At 30.1% G+C, this 16,652-nt stretch carries 16 protein-coding genes; 10 read left to right on the forward strand and 6 right to left on the reverse strand.

Annotated features, from left to right (window positions below):
- Window positions 1-48 precede the first annotated feature (48 nt).
- Both EG240_RS06470 and EG240_RS06475 read left to right on the forward strand, forming a co-directional pair.
- Window positions 49-654: an SMI1/KNR4 family protein gene (locus EG240_RS06470; protein WP_125018580.1), complete on the forward strand. Its 606-nt coding sequence runs from the start codon at window positions 49-51 to the stop codon at window positions 652-654.
- A 53-nt stretch (window positions 655-707) separates the two neighbouring features.
- Window positions 708-1,316: a hypothetical protein gene (locus tag EG240_RS06475; RefSeq protein WP_125018581.1), complete on the forward strand. Its 609-nt coding sequence runs from the start codon at window positions 708-710 to the stop codon at window positions 1,314-1,316.
- Between the two features lie 37 nt (window positions 1,317-1,353).
- Here the strand turns inward: EG240_RS06475 and EG240_RS06480 are convergent, their stop codons facing one another.
- Window positions 1,354-2,376, reverse strand: a complete 1,023-nt coding sequence (locus EG240_RS06480; protein WP_125018582.1) for a peptide-N-glycosidase F-related protein — start codon at window positions 2,374-2,376, stop codon at window positions 1,354-1,356.
- A gap of 130 nt (window positions 2,377-2,506) precedes the next feature.
- Between EG240_RS06480 and recG the strand changes: the two genes are divergently transcribed.
- The 7 genes from recG (at window position 2,507) to EG240_RS06515 (ending at window position 10,279) form a co-directional block, all read left to right on the forward strand.
- Window positions 2,507-4,615, forward strand: a complete 2,109-nt coding sequence (gene recG / locus EG240_RS06485) for an ATP-dependent DNA helicase RecG (protein WP_125018583.1) — start codon at window positions 2,507-2,509, stop codon at window positions 4,613-4,615.
- 2 nt (window positions 4,616-4,617) lie between these two features.
- A complete protein-coding gene (locus EG240_RS06490; RefSeq protein WP_125018584.1) occupies window positions 4,618-5,193 on the forward strand; it encodes a non-canonical purine NTP diphosphatase in 576 nt (191 codons plus the stop codon).
- Between the two features lie 96 nt (window positions 5,194-5,289).
- A complete protein-coding gene (locus tag EG240_RS06495; protein WP_125018585.1) occupies window positions 5,290-7,143 on the forward strand; it encodes a DEAD/DEAH box helicase in 1,854 nt (617 codons plus the stop codon).
- 73 nt (window positions 7,144-7,216) lie between these two features.
- Entirely contained in the window at window positions 7,217-7,936 is a 720-nt protein-coding gene (locus EG240_RS06500) for a carboxypeptidase-like regulatory domain-containing protein (RefSeq protein WP_125018586.1), read from the forward strand.
- Window positions 7,937-8,050: 114 nt separating this feature from the next.
- Complete coding sequence (locus EG240_RS06505) at window positions 8,051-9,301, forward strand: dihydroorotase (RefSeq protein ID WP_125018587.1); 1,251 nt, start codon at window positions 8,051-8,053, stop codon at window positions 9,299-9,301.
- Between the two features lie 3 nt (window positions 9,302-9,304).
- A complete protein-coding gene (locus EG240_RS06510) occupies window positions 9,305-9,628 on the forward strand; it encodes a hypothetical protein (RefSeq protein ID WP_125018588.1) in 324 nt (107 codons plus the stop codon).
- A 3-nt stretch (window positions 9,629-9,631) separates the two neighbouring features.
- Complete coding sequence (locus EG240_RS06515) at window positions 9,632-10,279, forward strand: alpha/beta hydrolase (protein WP_125018589.1); 648 nt, start codon at window positions 9,632-9,634, stop codon at window positions 10,277-10,279.
- Window positions 10,280-10,541: 262 nt separating this feature from the next.
- Here EG240_RS06515 and dnaN read toward each other — a convergent pair whose 3' ends face one another.
- The 5 genes from dnaN to EG240_RS06540 form a co-directional block, all read right to left on the reverse strand.
- Window positions 10,542-11,660: a DNA polymerase III subunit beta gene (dnaN, locus tag EG240_RS06520; RefSeq protein ID WP_125018590.1), complete on the reverse strand. Its 1,119-nt coding sequence runs from the start codon at window positions 11,658-11,660 to the stop codon at window positions 10,542-10,544.
- 88 nt (window positions 11,661-11,748) lie between these two features.
- A complete protein-coding gene (gene gldG / locus EG240_RS06525) occupies window positions 11,749-13,431 on the reverse strand; it encodes a gliding motility-associated ABC transporter substrate-binding protein GldG (RefSeq protein WP_125018591.1) in 1,683 nt (560 codons plus the stop codon).
- Window positions 13,431-14,156, reverse strand: a complete 726-nt coding sequence (gldF, locus tag EG240_RS06530) for a gliding motility-associated ABC transporter permease subunit GldF (RefSeq protein ID WP_125018592.1) — start codon at window positions 14,154-14,156, stop codon at window positions 13,431-13,433. The genes gldG and gldF overlap by 1 nt, the downstream gene beginning before the upstream one ends.
- A gap of 7 nt (window positions 14,157-14,163) precedes the next feature.
- Window positions 14,164-14,460 carry a putative quinol monooxygenase gene (locus tag EG240_RS06535; protein ID WP_125018593.1) on the reverse strand — a complete coding sequence of 99 codons (297 nt, stop codon included), beginning with the start codon at window positions 14,458-14,460 and terminating at the stop codon, window positions 14,164-14,166.
- 3 nt (window positions 14,461-14,463) lie between these two features.
- On the reverse strand, window positions 14,464-15,297 hold the full coding sequence (locus EG240_RS06540) for an SAM hydrolase/SAM-dependent halogenase family protein (protein WP_125018594.1): 834 nt from the start codon (window positions 15,295-15,297) through the stop codon (window positions 14,464-14,466).
- A gap of 91 nt (window positions 15,298-15,388) precedes the next feature.
- Between EG240_RS06540 and EG240_RS06545 the strand changes: the two genes are divergently transcribed.
- Window positions 15,389-16,429 carry a PhoH family protein gene (locus tag EG240_RS06545; protein ID WP_125018595.1) on the forward strand — a complete coding sequence of 347 codons (1,041 nt, stop codon included), beginning with the start codon at window positions 15,389-15,391 and terminating at the stop codon, window positions 16,427-16,429.
- The last annotated feature ends 223 nt before the right edge of the window (window positions 16,430-16,652 follow it).

Genomic DNA, 16,652 nt, shown 5'->3' on the forward strand with positions numbered 1-16,652 from the left:
AGAAATTTAAAATAAAATATTAACTAAATAAATTAAGAACATAAAAAAATGGATCAAGCTTGGAATAAATTAATCAAGTGTTTAGACCAAATAACTGATAATTTTAAAGAATTTAATTACGATTTACATCCTGGAGTTACTGATAAAAAGATTCTGTCATTAGAAAATACAATCAAAAAACAATTTCCTGATGATTTTAAAGCTTTTTATAAAATACATAACGGTGAAAATGCTCACGGTTACGGAATCATGAAAGGAGAGGAATTTTTATCAATGGAACGTATTCTTGAAGAATGGAATGTTTGGAAAGAATTGTTAGAAAGTAATTCATTTACAGATGATGAAGATGATGCTTTTGTTAGCGATCCAGATACTGGTATAAAAAATAATTGGTGGAATATTAATTGGATTCCATTTACTTATGATGGAGCAGGAAACCATATTTGTATTGATTTAGACCCTACAGATGAAGGAAATTACGGTCAGATTATTCGTGTTTGGCATGATGATTCTGTTCGTGAATTACTTGCAAATTCATTTACTGAATGGATTAATAACTATATTTATCAATTAGAAAATAATGAATATATATTTTCTGACGATTATGGAATCTTGATTCATAAATCAGATTTAGAAGATTGGGAAGAAGAATAAAAATATAAACTCAAATGCATTGAACTTATTCAGTGCATTTATTTTACCATAAAATGAAAAAAATTTTAACTATTGCCTTATTGATGTTCTTTGGAACGATTTCTGCACAAAACGAAATTGATGAATATATCAATACGATTATCGTAGAATCAAAAAACACAAATCCAGTTGATGCAAAAGATTTAACCATGAAAAATCTTTTTGATCAATTTTACAATGAAGTTCTTCAAGATGAAAGTGGTCAAATTTCTGAAGATTTACTAAATAAAATTACTGTGATGGTTGAAAGTCTTTCAACAAAAAACATGCAGTTAATGAATTTACTTTTAGTTTTTCAAGATTATATAAACGAAGTTTCAGAGAATCCATCTTCTTTAAATTCAGAATTTCAATTGAAAATTGTAGAAGCAATGGAAAATGAATTTATAAATTTGAAACAAGATGTACCAGTAATTATTTATGTTTATAAAATTGAAGCTTTACAAACAAATGAAAAATTCGATGAATCTGATAAATTAATAGAAGTTGCTTTGAAAAAATTCCCGAATTCAGTTCCTATAAAAGCTTATAAATTTTTAGCAACTGAAGACGAAAATGTGAAAAATGATTTAATTAAAAATCATCCAAATCATTGGTTTGTAAAACAATTAGATTTAAAATAATAAATGCCTTCAATTCTCTTTGAAGGCATTTATTTTATTAATCTAAAACTTGAGGTTTAGAAATTGGACTGTTACTCTTAACGACAACAAAGGTCGAAATTGCATAATAAGCTTCTCCTGTTGTGGTATAATTTTGAAACTTATATTCAAAGTTAAAAGTTGTTCCAAATTTTTCTTTTGCAATATTATCAAATCTAAATGGTACAACCATACCTGGACACCACCCTGCTCTATCTAGTTGCCAATTTCCAGGATCTTGATTGTTAACCGGATTTTCTGCACAACCTATACCAGATAATTTATGCTGATAAGTTTGTTGGTTATTTAATAAAATTGAATGCGTTTTTATACACCATTCCGCACAATTCCCTGGAGCTGCATGTCCCCAACCAGAAATTATTGTTCTGAAATATGCTACCTCTGCATTTGCAGGAATTGAAACAGATTTTAAAAAATCAAAAACATTTGTATCATATTCCTTTCCATACGGAACTCCGTCAATAGAAGATTTATTATATTGAAAAACAGGAACAATAGCAGAATATTTATAATCTGGAGTTCCTTCTTCAAAATCAAATTCAACACTATAAGTTCGTCCTTTTGCATTCCAAGTTTCCGTGTAAATTTTAAGCTCAGTTGAACCATTTAAAATTGATTTAAAATCAGTTACATCAAATTCATAACCTCTTTCCAACTTTTCATTACCAACCCAATAAGGAGTAATAAAACGCCCTAATTCATAATAATCTCCGGTTTGTTTATCTTTCACATAAATATTTGCATATCTATCCCATTCATCACAATCTTTGTTTGGACAAATATCCTTTATATACATTTTTATGCTTTTAATATTCTCAGGATTTGAAGGAAATACGAAAGTACCTTCTGCACTTTGCGACATACCATCTGCAAAAGCAACTTTAGAAGAATTAAATGTTTTCACATTAGTAATTTTACTTGATTCAATAGTTGATGCGTTATCATCATTACAAGCTAAAAAAGTAAAAACCGCACATAGAAACGCCACTATTTTAAATAAATTAAACTTATTTATTCTCATCTTTTAAAAAATTAGTTAATATTTTCTAAAAATATACATTTTAAAAGAAATAGCAAATGAAAAATTATAAAATTAAATCTTAATTTGAGTTTCAAAAACTTTATTTTAAATTAGCCTATTAAATAAAATTATGCAAAATTCAATTTTAGATACTCCAATCGAATACTTAAAAGGTGTTGGTCCACATCGTGGTGATATCTTAAAAAAAGAATTGCAAATATTTACCTTTAAAGATTTACTAAATTTTTATCCTAATCGATATCTTGACCGAACAAAATATTACAAAATAAATGAGTTAACATATCATTTAACTTCGGAAGTTCAGATTATAGGAAAAATTATTCATATCAAAACTGTAGAACAAAAACGAGGAAAAAGATTTGTTGCTACTTTTATGGATGAAACAGGAAAAATAGAACTTATTTGGTTTCAAGGTTTCAAATGGATTAAAGAAAATATTCAGTTAAACACACCTTATGTCATTTTTGGAAAACTAAATCATTTTAATGGAAGCTTTTCAATGCCGCATCCAGAAATGGAATTACTTTCTGAACATAAACAAAATTTACGTTCTGGATTACAACCTGTTTATCCTTCAACGGAAAAATTAGTTCAAAAAAACATCACAAACCGAAGCATTAATAAAATAATGCAACAGGTTTTTTCAGAAACACAGCGTTTTTTTACTGAAGTTTTTCCAACACATCTAATAAACGAATTGAGATTACTTCCTAAAAATGAAGCATTCTTAAATATACATTTTCCTCAAAATTCTGAGTTACTCGCTCAAGCGGAGTTTCGATTAAAGTTTGAAGAATTGTTTTTTTTACAACTTCAATTACTTTCAAAAAACATTGTACGAAAACAAAAAATTCAAGGTTTTCCGTTTGATAAAGTTGGTGCATATTTTAATAGTTTTTACAATGAACATTTACCGTTTCCGTTAACCAATGCACAAAAACGAGTTTTAAAAGAAATTCGTTCTGATATGGGAAATCCTGCACAAATGAATCGTCTTTTACAAGGTGATGTTGGTGCTGGGAAAACAATTGTTGGTTTTATGGCTATGTTATTGGCTTTAGACAATGGTTATCAGGCTTGTTTAATGGCTCCGACTGAAATTTTAGCTAATCAACATTATATAGGTATAAAAGAATTAGCTGACAAGGTTGGAATTGAAGTTGGAATTTTAACTGGTTCAGCTAAAACAAAAGAACGCAAAGATATTCACGAAAGATTAGAAAGTGGTAAACTTCAAATATTGATTGGAACACATGCATTACTTGAAGACAAAGTAGTTTTTAAGAATCTTGGTTTAGCAATCATAGATGAACAACACAGATTCGGGGTTGAACAACGCTCTAAACTTTGGAAAAAAAATGTTATTCCTCCACATATATTGGTTATGACCGCCACTCCTATTCCAAGAACTTTAGCAATGAGTTTGTACGGAGATTTAGACGTTTCAGTAATTGACGAACTTCCCCCAGGGAGAAAACCAATTCAAACGTTACATTTTTTTGAAGGTAAACGATTGCGAGTTTGGCATTTTATTAAAGATGAAATTTCAAAAGGAAGACAAGTCTATATTGTTTATCCGTTAATTCAAGAAAGTGAAAAATTAGATTACAAGAATTTAATGGAAGGTTATGAAGGAATTTCAAGAGATTTTCCTCTACCTCAATACAGTATAAGTATTGTTCATGGTCAAATGACACCTAAAGAAAAAGACGCAGAAATGGAGCGTTTTGTAAAAGGAGAAACGAATATAATGGTTGCAACTACTGTTATTGAAGTTGGCGTTAATGTTCCAAATGCTTCGGTTATGATTATAGAAAGTGCTGAACGTTTTGGATTATCTCAATTGCATCAGTTACGTGGACGTGTTGGTCGTGGTGCCGAACAAAGTTATTGTATTTTGATGACAGGAAATAAATTAAGCGACGACACCAAAGTGCGAATGGAAACGATGGTGAGAACGAACGATGGTTTTGAAATAGCCGAAGTAGATTTAAAACTTCGTGGTCCTGGCGATATTATGGGAAAACAACAGAGCGGCGTTCTCAATTTAAAAATTGCAGATTTAGTTAAAGACCAAGAAATATTAAAATTGGCACGACATAAAGCAATCGAAATTTTAAAGGATGACATCAATCTAGAAAAAGAACAAAATCAGACATTAAAAACGATTCTTCAAAAAATGTCTGAGAAGAATATTATTTGGAATTATATAAGTTAACTATGAAAATTGTATTTGCATCAAACAATAAGAATAAAATTCAGGAAATTAAAAATCAACTTCCAAAAGAAATCGAATTGGTCAGTTTAGAAGACATCGGTTGCTTTGAAGATATTCCAGAAACGGCTGAAACCATTGAAGGAAATGCGATTTTAAAAGCAAATTATGTTACAGAAAGATATAATTTACCTTGTTTTGCAGACGATACAGGTTTAGAAATCGAAGCTTTAAACAACGAACCTGGAGTTTACTCAGCACGTTATGCTGGCGAACAAAGAGATTCAAATGATAATATGGATAAGGTTTTAGAGAAACTTATGGATATTGAAAATCGTAAAGCACAATTTAAAACCGTTATTACTTTAAACTTGAACAACGAACAATATTTATTTACTGGAATTGTCAAAGGAAACATCGGAACAGAAAAAGTTGGAAATGATGGATTTGGTTACGATCCAATTTTTACACCAGAGAATCATTCCATCACTTTTGCAGAAATGGATTTAAATCAAAAGAATGAAATTAGTCATCGTGGCCGTGCAGTAAAACAGTTGATTGAATTTCTAAATAAACAATAAAAGCACGATTTAGAAACGTGTAATTATTAAATATTCAATAAAAAAAAGACTTATTCAAATAATAAGCATTACCTTTGTGCCTATTTTAAAAATTATATGAATAAATTCGAACAATTAGGATTAAACGAGTCGCTTTTGATGGCGATTAAAGACATGGGGTTTGAGAATCCGTCTGAGGTACAGGAAAAAGCGATTCCCCTATTATTGGATCAGGATATTGACATTGTTGCATTAGCACAAACGGGAACAGGAAAAACAGCGGCGTTTGGTTTTCCTTTAATTCAAAAGATTGACGCAGAAAATAAAAGCACACAAGCTTTAATTTTATCTCCAACGAGAGAATTATGTTTGCAAATCACTAATGAGATTAAGCAATATTCAAAGTATGTAAAAGGTTTACATACAGTAGCGGTTTATGGTGGGGCGAGTATTACAGAACAAGCCAGAGAAGTAAAACGTGGTGCACAAATTATTGTTGCAACACCAGGTCGTATGCAAGATATGATCAATAGAAACCTTGTAAACATTAAAAACATTCAGTTTTGTATTTTAGATGAAGCTGATGAAATGTTAAACATGGGGTTCTATGAAGACATCACTGCAATTTTATCTGATACTCCAGATGAGAAAAAAACATGGTTATTTTCTGCAACTATGCCTCAAGAGGTAGCTAGAATTGCTAGAGAATTCATGACAAAACCAACAGAAATTACAGTTGGACACAAAAATCAAGGTGCAGTTAACGTTTCTCACGAATTCTACTTAGTAGGTGCTCGTGATCGTTACCAAGCTTTAAAACGTTTAGCAGATGCTAACCCAGATATTTTCTCGGTTGTTTTCTGTAGAACAAAAAGAGACACTCAAGCAGTTGCTGAAAAATTAATCGAAGATGGTTACAATGCAGCAGCATTACATGGAGATTTATCTCAAGCACAACGTGATGGTGTAATGAAAGCTTTCCGTGGTCGTCAAATTCAAATGCTTGTTGCAACAGACGTTGCTGCTCGTGGAATTGACGTTGATGATATTACTCACGTAATCAATTATCAATTACCAGACGAAATTGAAACGTATAATCACCGTTCAGGTCGTACAGGTCGTGCTGGAAAAACAGGTACTTCTATTGTAATTGTTACTAAAAGTGAATTACGTAAGATTTCTTCTATTGAAAGAATCATTAAAAATAAATTCATCGAGAAACCAATTCCAACTGGAATGGAAATTTGTGAGGTTCAATTATTACACTTAGCTAACAAAGTTAAAAGCGTAGAAGTTGATGCAGAAATAGATACCTATTTACCAAACATCATGGAAGCTTTAGGAGAAATTTCTAAAGAAGATTTGATTAAGAAAGTATTCTCTGTTGAATTCAATCGTTTTATTGAATATTACAAAAAACAAGATATATTACAACCTCAAAAAGGAGAACGTGGTGAAAGAGGAGAACGTCCAGTTATTTCTAATGACGGAACAACTCGTTATTTCTTAAACTTAGGATCAAGAGATAATTTTGATTGGATGAGTTTAAAAGATTACTTACGTGAAACTTTAGATTTAGGTCGTGATGATTTATTCAAAGTTGATGTAAAAGAAGGTTTCTCTTTCTTTAACACAGATTCTGTTCATGCTGAAAAAGTAATGGAAGTTTTAAACAGCATCAACCATGAAGGACGTAAAGTAAATGTAGAAATTTCTACAAACGAAGGTGGTAGCGGAAGAAGTTCTGGAAGAAGAGATCACAACAATCGTGGTGGTGGTCGTTCATCTGGTGGATTTGGAAGTGAAAGAAGAAGCAGTTCTCGCTCATTCTCTGGAGATCGCGAAGGTGGAAGAGAAAGAAGATCTTCTGATAGAAATTTTGCTCCTCGTACATCTGATAAAGATCGTCCAGTAAGAAACGAAAGAAGTGCTACTCGTGGAGATCGTCCAAGAAGAACTAGAAATGATTAATTGTTAATTTTTTAATAATTACCTTTAAAACTGTAAAATATCTATTACTTTTGAATAACTCTTTAAAAGCATTATGAGATATTTTACAGTTTTTCTTTTTTTTATATTTTCTTTTTCCATTTCTGCTCAGAAACAAGTTGTTAAAGGAACTGTTATCAACGAATCAACAAAATATTCCGAACCAGGAATTAATATTATAAATTTAAATACGCTTAAAATTTCAAAATCCAATCAAAAAGGAGAATTTGAAATCGAAGCTAGTTTAAATGATTCAATTCACTTCTCGTCTGAAGGATACCGATCTTTAAAATTAAAAGTTACAAACGATTGGATAAAAAACACTTCAATGAATGTATACATCAAGGACAATTCAACTACGTTAGATGATATGTATATTAGTACATTAAAATTAACTGGATTTCTCCAAATTGATACGAAACTGATTGAATTGAATGATTTTTATTACTACAAACAATTTCAACCAAAAGATTTTTCAGCAACATTTGCACCTAAAATAAATCCTGTCGATGCGATTTATAATTCCTTTAAAAAGAATTCTGCAAATACAAAAAAAATTGAAAAACTAAAGCAAGAATCGGAATTAATAGAAATGATGAAAACCAAATTCGATCGAGAAACGGTTTCAGCTCTATTAAATATTTCTAAGGATGATATTGTAAAAGTACTCCAAAACTGCAATCACACGGAACGTTTTATTTATACAGCTTCAGATTATCAAATCTTTAATGCTTTAAACGAATGTTTTCAAGTTTATAATATTGAGAAAAAATAATATCTTTTTAGGTATTATTTTTTTTATTCTTAAAGTTTACATTATTGTCTTTTAAAGAATAAAATGTAATTTTGTATCGATATAAACACACAACATAAAACTCAAAACATATCAATGGATTTACTTATAAAAAACGCATTTGTTGTTGACCCTACAAGTCCTTTTCATAATCAAAAAGTTGACATTAAAATTCTAAAAAATATAATTTCAGAAATTAATACAACGATAGAAGATAACCAAATTGAAAATTTAAATTTAAATAATTTACACATTTCAAAAGGTTGGATGGATAGTTCGGTTGCGTTGGGAGAGCCAGGTTTTGAAGAAAGAGAAACTATCTTAAACGGTTTAGAAGTCGCTGCAAAAAGCGGTTTTACAAATATTGCACTTCAGCCAAATACAAATCCAGTAATTGATAATCAAACCATCGTTTCTTTTGTTAAGTCTAAAGCATTTGGAAAAGCTACCACTTTGAATCCGATTGGAGCGTTAACTAAACAGCAAGAAGGAAAAGATATCGCCGAGATGTTCGACATGAAAAATGCTGGTGCGATTGCTTTTGGAGATTATAAAAAATCTATAGATAATGCGAATTTATTAAAAATTGCTTTACAATATAGTCAAGATTTTGATGCCTTACTTTTAGCATTTTGTAATGATGCGAACATCAAAGGAAAAGGTGTTGTTCATGAAGGAATTACTTCAACAAAATTAGGACTAAAAGGAATTCCTGCATTAGCAGAAGAAGTAGTTTTGGCAAGAAACTTATTTTTGTTAGAATATACAAGCGGAAAAATGCACGTTCCAACAATTAGTACTACAAAATCTGTTGAATTGATTAAAGAAGCAAAATCAAAAGGTTTAAATGTAACTTGTAGTGTTGCTATTCATAATTTAGTTTTAACTGATGAGGTTTTAAACGAATTTGACACGCGTTACAAAGTAAACCCACCAATCCGAACTGAAGAGCATAGACAAGCTTTAATCAACGGAGTTTTCGACGGAACGATTGATTGCATCACTTCTGATCATCATCCATTGGATATTGAACATAAAAAAATGGAATTTGATATGGCAAAAGATGGAACTATTGGATTGGAATCTGCTTTTGGAACTTTAGCTACTATCTTACCTGTAGAAGTGATTGTAGAAAAACTAAACGCTGCCAAAACAATTTTTGGAATTGAAAATACATCAATCGATATCAATCAACCTGCAAGTTTGACTTTATTCAACCCAGAAGGAAAATCGGTTTTCAATAAAGATTTAATTCTTTCAAAATCTCAAAATTCTGCATTCTTAAATCAAGAAATGAAAGGTGAAGTTTATGGAATTTATAATAATGGAATTTTAAATATAAAATAATAAATGGAAATTCATCAAGACGGAAAAATTGCCGCTATCATATCTCATCTATTTTTTTTAGGTCCGATAATTGCACTTTTTATTAACGAAGAAAAAAAAGACCCATTCGGTTCATTTTACATACGTCAGAATTTTGGCATTACGATAATCTTTTTATTAATTGGTGCTTTGATGGGATTTGTACAATATGCATCGGCAATGTATGCGTTTTACCTGTTTATTTTCATTATTTGGCTTTATAGTTTTATGGGTGCAATTACAAATAAGTACAATTTACTTCCTATTATTGGACCTGTTTTTCAAAAAATGTTTAGCCGTAAAAAATAAATTATGTCATTAGCTCTAGAATATTTAATCAAAGAACCAAAAGTAATTTTAGATAAGAATCCTTTACTTTTACTTTTACACGGATATGGAAGTAACGAAGAAGATTTATTTTCTTTTGCTTCTGAATTACCAGAAAATTATTACATCATTTCAGCTCGAGCTCCTTACCCACTTCCGCCTTATGGAAATGCTTGGTACGCAATCGATTTTGATGCAAATATGAATAAATTTTCTAATGATGAACAAGCTATTGAATCAAGAGATTTAATTGTAACTTTTATTGATGAATTATTAGAAAAATATCCAATTGATAAAAACAATGTTAACCTGATCGGTTTCAGTCAAGGTGCTATTTTAAGTTATGCAATCGCATTATCTTATCCAGAAAAAATCAATAAAGTAGTTGCTTTAAGCGGATATTTTAATCATAATATAATGAAAGATGGTTATGAAAATAATGATTTTTCTAAGTTACAATTTTTCGTTTCTCACGGAAGTGTAGATCAAGTTATTCCGGTTGATTGGGCTAGAAAAAATCCAGAAGTTTTAAATTTATTAAACGTTAAAAACGAATATCACGAATACAATGTTGGTCACGGAGTTGCGCCACAAAATTTCTTTGATTTCAAACGTTTTTTAATCGAAGAATAATTAAACAAGAAAATAAGATAGTTTTAACGTAAAAGTACATTTTACATATATAACTAAAATCAGTTTAAATAAAAAGAGGATTTCTCAATATTTTGGGTTTTCCTCTTTTTTATTAACTAAAGATTACTTCTACCGTATAAAAAAAATCACTAAAAACTATTTGTTCTTAGTGATTTATAATTTTATTTAGTACTTATATAATACAAGTCTTATTTATTATTTGCATAAACAATTATGTCTAGTCAAATAAAATCAATAAATATTAATTATTCAACATAACAGGCATTACAAGCATTGTAACTGTTTCTCCTTCATCTAATCCATCAACTGGAGTTAAAATTCCAGCACGATTAGGTAAAGACATTTCTAATAATATTTCGTCAGATTGTAAGTTGTTCAACATCTCAGTTAAGAAACGAGAGTTGAAACCAATTTGCATATCGTCACCTTGATAATCACAAGTTAAACGCTCATCTGCTTTGTTTGAGTAATCGATATCTTCTGCAGAAATGTTTAACTCGGTTCCAGCAATTTTTAAGCGGATTTGGTGCGTAGTTTTATTAGCATAAATAGCAACACGACGTACTGAACTCAAAAACTGTGTTCTCGCTATAATTAATTTATTTGGGTTTTCTTTTGGAATTACTGCTTCGTAATTTGGATATTTTCCATCAATTAAACGACAAACTAATGTGTAATTATCGAATGAGAACATTGCATTAGAATCGTTATATTCAATTTTAACTTCTGCATCTGAAGTCATTAAAATACTTTTTAAAATATTTAATGGCTTTTTAGGCATGATAAAGTTAGCTTCTGTAGAAGATGTAATATCAGTACGAGAATATTTAACTAATTTATGAGCATCTGTTGCAACAAAAATAATTCCTGTCGGAGCAAACTGAAAATAAACTCCAGACATTACTGGACGTAAATCGTCATTACCAGCAGCGAAAATTGTTTTACTGATTGCAGTTGCTAAAACTTCAGCAGGAATCAATGTTGTAGAAGGATCTTCTAATAATTCTGCTTTAGGGAATTCTTCTCCAGGAGCATATGCTAAAACATATTTTCCTAAATCCGAACTAATTTCGATTGTACTATTATCTTTTACCGTAAAGGTTAATGGCTGTTCTGGAAACGTTTTTAAGGTTTCTAATAATAAACGAGCTGGAACTGCAATGCTACCTTGACTTGTAGATTCAATTTCTAAAGTAGCAGACATCGTTGTTTCTAAATCTGATGAAGAAACTTTTAATTGATTGTTATCAAGTTCAAATAAAAAATTGTCAAGAATATGAAGCGTATTACTACTGTTAATTACACTTCCTAAAACTTGTAATTGTTTCAATAAATACGAGCTCGATACGATGAATTTCATGTTAATCATTTTTAAATCTGTCTTTCCAGACAATTATTTCTACAAATATATTTTATTAATGTCAATAAAAAAAGTTATTTTATCAACACTATTTTGTGTATTTCTTTTTTCTTAAATATGTAAATACAAAACCAAAGATGATTAGTAAAACGATTGGTAATCCAACGATTAACGTTCTAATCTTATCATAATTTTTATAAACTTCTTCTTTATTTAGCAACGGTAATTTGACATCCTTTGTACGAATGTTGATAAGTCCAGTGTCATCTAAAAGATAATTCACTGAATTCATCAAAAACTCTTTATTTCCATACAAATTATTCGTCCATTTATCATAACCCAATTCCATAGGTTCATAATTCTGATCTAATTGATTTCTTGCAATATCTCCATCTGCAATGACAACCATTTTATTTTCGACACCTTTATTTTTAAAACTTGAATCTTTAAATGGCAAAATACGATTATTAAATACAGAAGTGAAGTTTCCTTCTAAAAGAACAGCTAATGGAATATTTCCTTGATCTTTATACATTTCAGGAGTTACTTCTTCTGCAATTACATTTAGCGAAACTTCCGATGGAACACCAACCGTTTTAGAATAAGGCGAAGATTGCAATAAAACAGTTTTCTTGATATCGTTTTTCAATGTATCGATACTATTTGCGAAATCGAATTTTACTCCATCAATATTTTTTACAATTGGATGATTTGACGAACTCATAGCGAACGGTGCAAATTTCCAAGTAAATTCTTCGTAAACCGTTTCACTTCCTTGTTGACCTGTAGCTAGTTTAATTGGAGTTCCCATTTCATCTTTAACCAAATTCGGATTTAAACGAATACCATATTTAAATAATAATTCGCCTAAACTTTGATCTTTTGGATAAGCCAACATAGAACCGTTCATACTCAAGCTATCCATTTCAGCCTGAACTTGATCTAACATCCATAACGATTTTCCACCATTCATTACATATTGATCTAATACCTGAATTTTATCTTCAGAAAATGGTTTTGAAGGCTTTGCGATAATAGCTAAATCGTATTCTTTAAGTTGAGCCAAAGCATTTTTTGGATCAATCGAAACGCTATCTAAAGTGAACGGAGCAATGTAATAACTATCTCGTAAACTCATTAAAAAATCGGCCATGTAAATATCATTCACTTCACCAATTCCTTTGATTATGGCAATCTTTTTAGATTTTTCATGTAAAACTTTATTAAAAGCGTCAACAAAAGTATATTCCAAATGTTGAACCGAAGTATTTACTTTATCTTCAGTTGAAGCTCCCATTGCATTTTTTAATAATGGAATACGAGCCGTTCTACCTTGAAAAGTAACTTTCGCCCACGGAAAAACTACTTCTTGGGATTGCTTTCCTTTATCGTTTACGGTTACACTAATAGGTTTATAACCTTCTTTATACATTTGTTCAATTACCTGAACTGAGTTTTCTTCAGAAGCAATTGGATTTACAAATTTGTAAACTATGTTATCATTATAAGCAGAAAACTCTTCTAAAATCTGTTTTGTTTCCGTTTGTAATCTTCTGAATTCTAAAGGAAAATTACCTTCTAAATAAACTTCAACTTCAATCGGTTCCTGAATTTCAGAAATTATATTTAACGAAGGTTCTGATAAAGTATATCTGTTATCGTGAGTTAAATCTAAACGAGAAAAAACAAATGAACTTGCAAAATTTAAAGCCAATAATGCAACTAAAGTTCCGAATAAACTTAGTACTGATTTTTTAACTTTTCCTGTCATTATTTCTTCATTGTTTTAAGATTAAACACAGTTGCTGCAATAAAAAAGATGATTACAGAAATGAAATAAATTAAATCACGTGTGTCAACCACTCCTCTACTAATACTCTTAAAATGATAACTCATTCCTATTTTTTCTACAAACGAATTCTGAAGTTTTAATACCGATGTTATTTCATCAAATCCAAAGAAAGCTAAATAACAAAGCACAATTGCCAAGATAAAAGCTACAATCTGATTATCCGAAAGTGTCGAAGTAAAAACACCAATTGAAGCATAACTTCCCGCCAAAAACAACAAACCAATATAAGCACCAATTGTACTTCCCATATCCATATTATTAATAGGATTACCGTATGGATTTAAAATAAAAATGTAAAGCAATGTTGGAATTAAAGCGATTACAATCAAACAAAAAGCTCCAAAAAATTTACCTAAAACAATATTTCGCATTGAAATAGGTTTTGTGAAAAGTAATTCGATGGTTCCTTGTTTTTTTTCGTCAGAGAAACTTTTCATCGTAACCGCCGGAATTAAGAATAATAAAATCCACGGAACCAATTTAAAAAACGGAGTTAAATCATTATAACCACTTTGTAAAATGTTATAAGGTCCGTCTAAAACAAACAGAAATAATCCGTTTAATAACAAGAAAAATCCGATTACTAAATAACCAGTAATTGAACCGAAAAACGATTTAAATTCACGAAGTAATATTGCTTTCATAAACTAATTAAGGTAAAGATGCTATTTTATCAACGCTCCAAGCTTCTGGCTTAGCATTGAAATGTTGTTTGGTATATGCCCAAACTTCTTTGAATAAATCAGAATGACGGTAATTTTCTAAATCAGAAATATCATTCCAAATACTGTAAGTAAATATAATACAAGGATTGTCTTTGTCGCGATACATTTCCAAAAAATTATTTCCTGGAAAATTCCGAATCTGATCTTTAACCGTTTCAAAATGTTCTAAAAATTCAGGAATTTTTTCTTCGTGAAAACTTAATTTTACAATACGTATAAACATAATTTATTCTTGTTCTTTTGTTTCAAATTCAATAGTTACCGAATCTCGGTACGTTAAACCTAATAATGATTTTACACTTCCTGTTTTCACAGGATTTGATTTATATAATGATAATTGTAAGAAATCAAGTTCATTAAAAATCAACAAAGCATCACCTTCATAATCTTTTAATGTTTTAACTTCAAGATTAAAATCAGAATAAAATTTATTAATTCGACTAATTTTATATCGTGTTCCAACCGACATTCTAAAATTTCGTCCTCGTCCTACTTCATTAAACATCGATTTAGAAACATTTATTACAGCATTTCCGTAATGATCTTCGTAAATGATAGTCCCTCGAATAACATTCCCATCATTTGCAACAATAGGTTTTACATCCACGAAAGTAACGCAACTTTCAACAACTTTTCCAAGATTTTCTAATTTTTCTCCACTAGAAATTTTTGATGCAGTTTGTATAAATAAATCCATAGCACATTTTACAGAATCACTAATTTCCAGTTCAACAATTAAATCAGAAGGATATTGTTCTGTCAGAGTTCCTAAAATTCCATTATTAGGTGCTAAAAAATACTGATCATTCCAATGCAACGCAATAAAACTTTCAACTTCATAAAGCTCTGCATCAACGCAAACAATATGAATGGTATCTTTAGGGAAAGCATCACAAATACCATTCACAATGTAACTGGCGTTGGTAATATTATAAAAATCGACTTTATGAGAAACGTCAATAATCTGACAATTAGGCATCAAAGACAGGAGTTTTCCTTTGGCAACAGCAACGAAATGATCTTTAATTCCGAAATCAGTGGTAAGAGTAATTATTGACATTAATTAAATATGATGTATTAGTGTTTATTATTTTTTTTTGTTAGATTTGAGTATTACAAAACTAATTTTTTTTAATTAAAACTAATAGCTTTTGAACGAAAGAATCATCGAATTAGAACATATTACTCCAAAAGATTTTTGGGGACCTCAAGATATCCATTTAGGAATTATAAAAAAATTATATCCGAAGTTAAAAATCGTCGCTCGTGATACAACCGTAAAAGCATTTGGTGATGATGAACTTCTTGATGTTTTTGAAGTTCGTTTTGAACGAATTACAAAGTATTTTCAGAAATATAACACACTTAATGAAAACATCATTGAACGTTTAATTATGGACGATTTGCCACAACAACATATGCATAAAAGTGATCAAATTTTGGTTCACGGAGTTGCTGGTAAATTGATTAAAGCAATGAGTGCAAATCAACAAAAGCTAGTTGATTTTGTAAATAAGAATGATATGGTTTTTGCAATTGGACCTGCAGGAACAGGAAAAACTTATACCGGAGTTGCTTTAGCAGTTCGTGCTTTAAAAGAAAAGCAAGTAAAACGAATTATTTTAACACGTCCGGCAGTTGAAGCTGGAGAAAATTTAGGTTTTTTACCCGGAGATATGAAAGAAAAGCTAGATCCTTATATGCAACCATTGTATGATGCACTTCGAGATATGCTTCCCGCGCAAACTTTAGAAGATTATATTACCAAAGGAATCATTCAGATTGCTCCTTTAGCATTTATGCGTGGAAGAACGTTGGATAATGCTTTTGTGATTTTAGACGAAGCCCAAAATACGACACATTCTCAAATGAAAATGTTTTTAACTCGTATGGGAAAAAATGCGAAATTTATAATTACTGGAGATCCAGGTCAGGTTGATTTGCCAAAAAAAATAAATTCTGGTTTAAAGGAAGCATTAGAAATTTTATCAGATGTTGATGGCATTGGAATTTTATATTTGGATGACAAAGATATTGTACGCCATCGTTTGGTAAAACATATTGTTGCAGCTTATAAAGATGTTGAAACAGATAATGAATTCGATCCTCAAAAATTTATTCAACGCAGAATTGAAGCCAGAGATAAAAAGTTAAATCAAAATAGAGAAATTAAAGAAAACGAAACAGAATAAGTTTCGTTTTCTTTAAAAAAAAATAAAATAACTTTCGCTTATATAACCGCAACAATACAAAATACGTAATCTAAAAAAAAAGTCCTATTTCCTTATTTTAGAGATAGTTAATGATTTTTTTAAACATTTAAAATAAATATGTATATTGCGCATATATAAACGTTGTACGCAATTTTAGGACGTACTTTCCGAATAAAAGTTTGGTAAATTTTGAATAAGAAGG

The organism is Paenimyroides tangerinum, assembly GCF_003865405.1.
Taxonomy (GTDB): Bacteria; Bacteroidota; Bacteroidia; order Flavobacteriales; family Flavobacteriaceae; genus Flavobacterium; species Flavobacterium tangerinum.

Excerpts from the sequence above, each read along its gene's own strand:
- EG240_RS06510 (WP_125018588.1), top strand. The coding sequence starts at position 9,305 with ATGGAAATTCATCAAGACGGAAAAATTGCCGCTATCATATCTCATCTA.
- gldG (WP_125018591.1), bottom strand. The coding sequence starts at position 13,431 with ATGACAGGAAAAGTTAAAAAATCAGTACTAAGTTTATTCGGAACTTTA.
- EG240_RS06515 (WP_125018589.1), top strand. The coding sequence starts at position 9,632 with ATGTCATTAGCTCTAGAATATTTAATCAAAGAACCAAAAGTAATTTTA.
- EG240_RS06490 (WP_125018584.1), top strand. The coding sequence starts at position 4,618 with ATGAAAATTGTATTTGCATCAAACAATAAGAATAAAATTCAGGAAATT.
- EG240_RS06475 (WP_125018581.1), top strand. The coding sequence starts at position 708 with ATGAAAAAAATTTTAACTATTGCCTTATTGATGTTCTTTGGAACGATT.
- EG240_RS06505 (WP_125018587.1), top strand. The coding sequence starts at position 8,051 with ATGGATTTACTTATAAAAAACGCATTTGTTGTTGACCCTACAAGTCCT.
- EG240_RS06540 (WP_125018594.1), bottom strand. The coding sequence starts at position 15,297 with ATGTCAATAATTACTCTTACCACTGATTTCGGAATTAAAGATCATTTC.
- EG240_RS06535 (WP_125018593.1), bottom strand. The coding sequence starts at position 14,460 with ATGTTTATACGTATTGTAAAATTAAGTTTTCACGAAGAAAAAATTCCT.
- EG240_RS06470 (WP_125018580.1), top strand. The coding sequence starts at position 49 with ATGGATCAAGCTTGGAATAAATTAATCAAGTGTTTAGACCAAATAACT.
- EG240_RS06480 (WP_125018582.1), bottom strand. The coding sequence starts at position 2,376 with ATGAGAATAAATAAGTTTAATTTATTTAAAATAGTGGCGTTTCTATGT.
- gldF (WP_125018592.1), bottom strand. The coding sequence starts at position 14,156 with ATGAAAGCAATATTACTTCGTGAATTTAAATCGTTTTTCGGTTCAATT.
- EG240_RS06500 (WP_125018586.1), top strand. The coding sequence starts at position 7,217 with ATGAGATATTTTACAGTTTTTCTTTTTTTTATATTTTCTTTTTCCATT.
- EG240_RS06495 (WP_125018585.1), top strand. The coding sequence starts at position 5,290 with ATGAATAAATTCGAACAATTAGGATTAAACGAGTCGCTTTTGATGGCG.
- recG (WP_125018583.1), top strand. The coding sequence starts at position 2,507 with ATGCAAAATTCAATTTTAGATACTCCAATCGAATACTTAAAAGGTGTT.
- dnaN (WP_125018590.1), bottom strand. The coding sequence starts at position 11,660 with ATGAAATTCATCGTATCGAGCTCGTATTTATTGAAACAATTACAAGTT.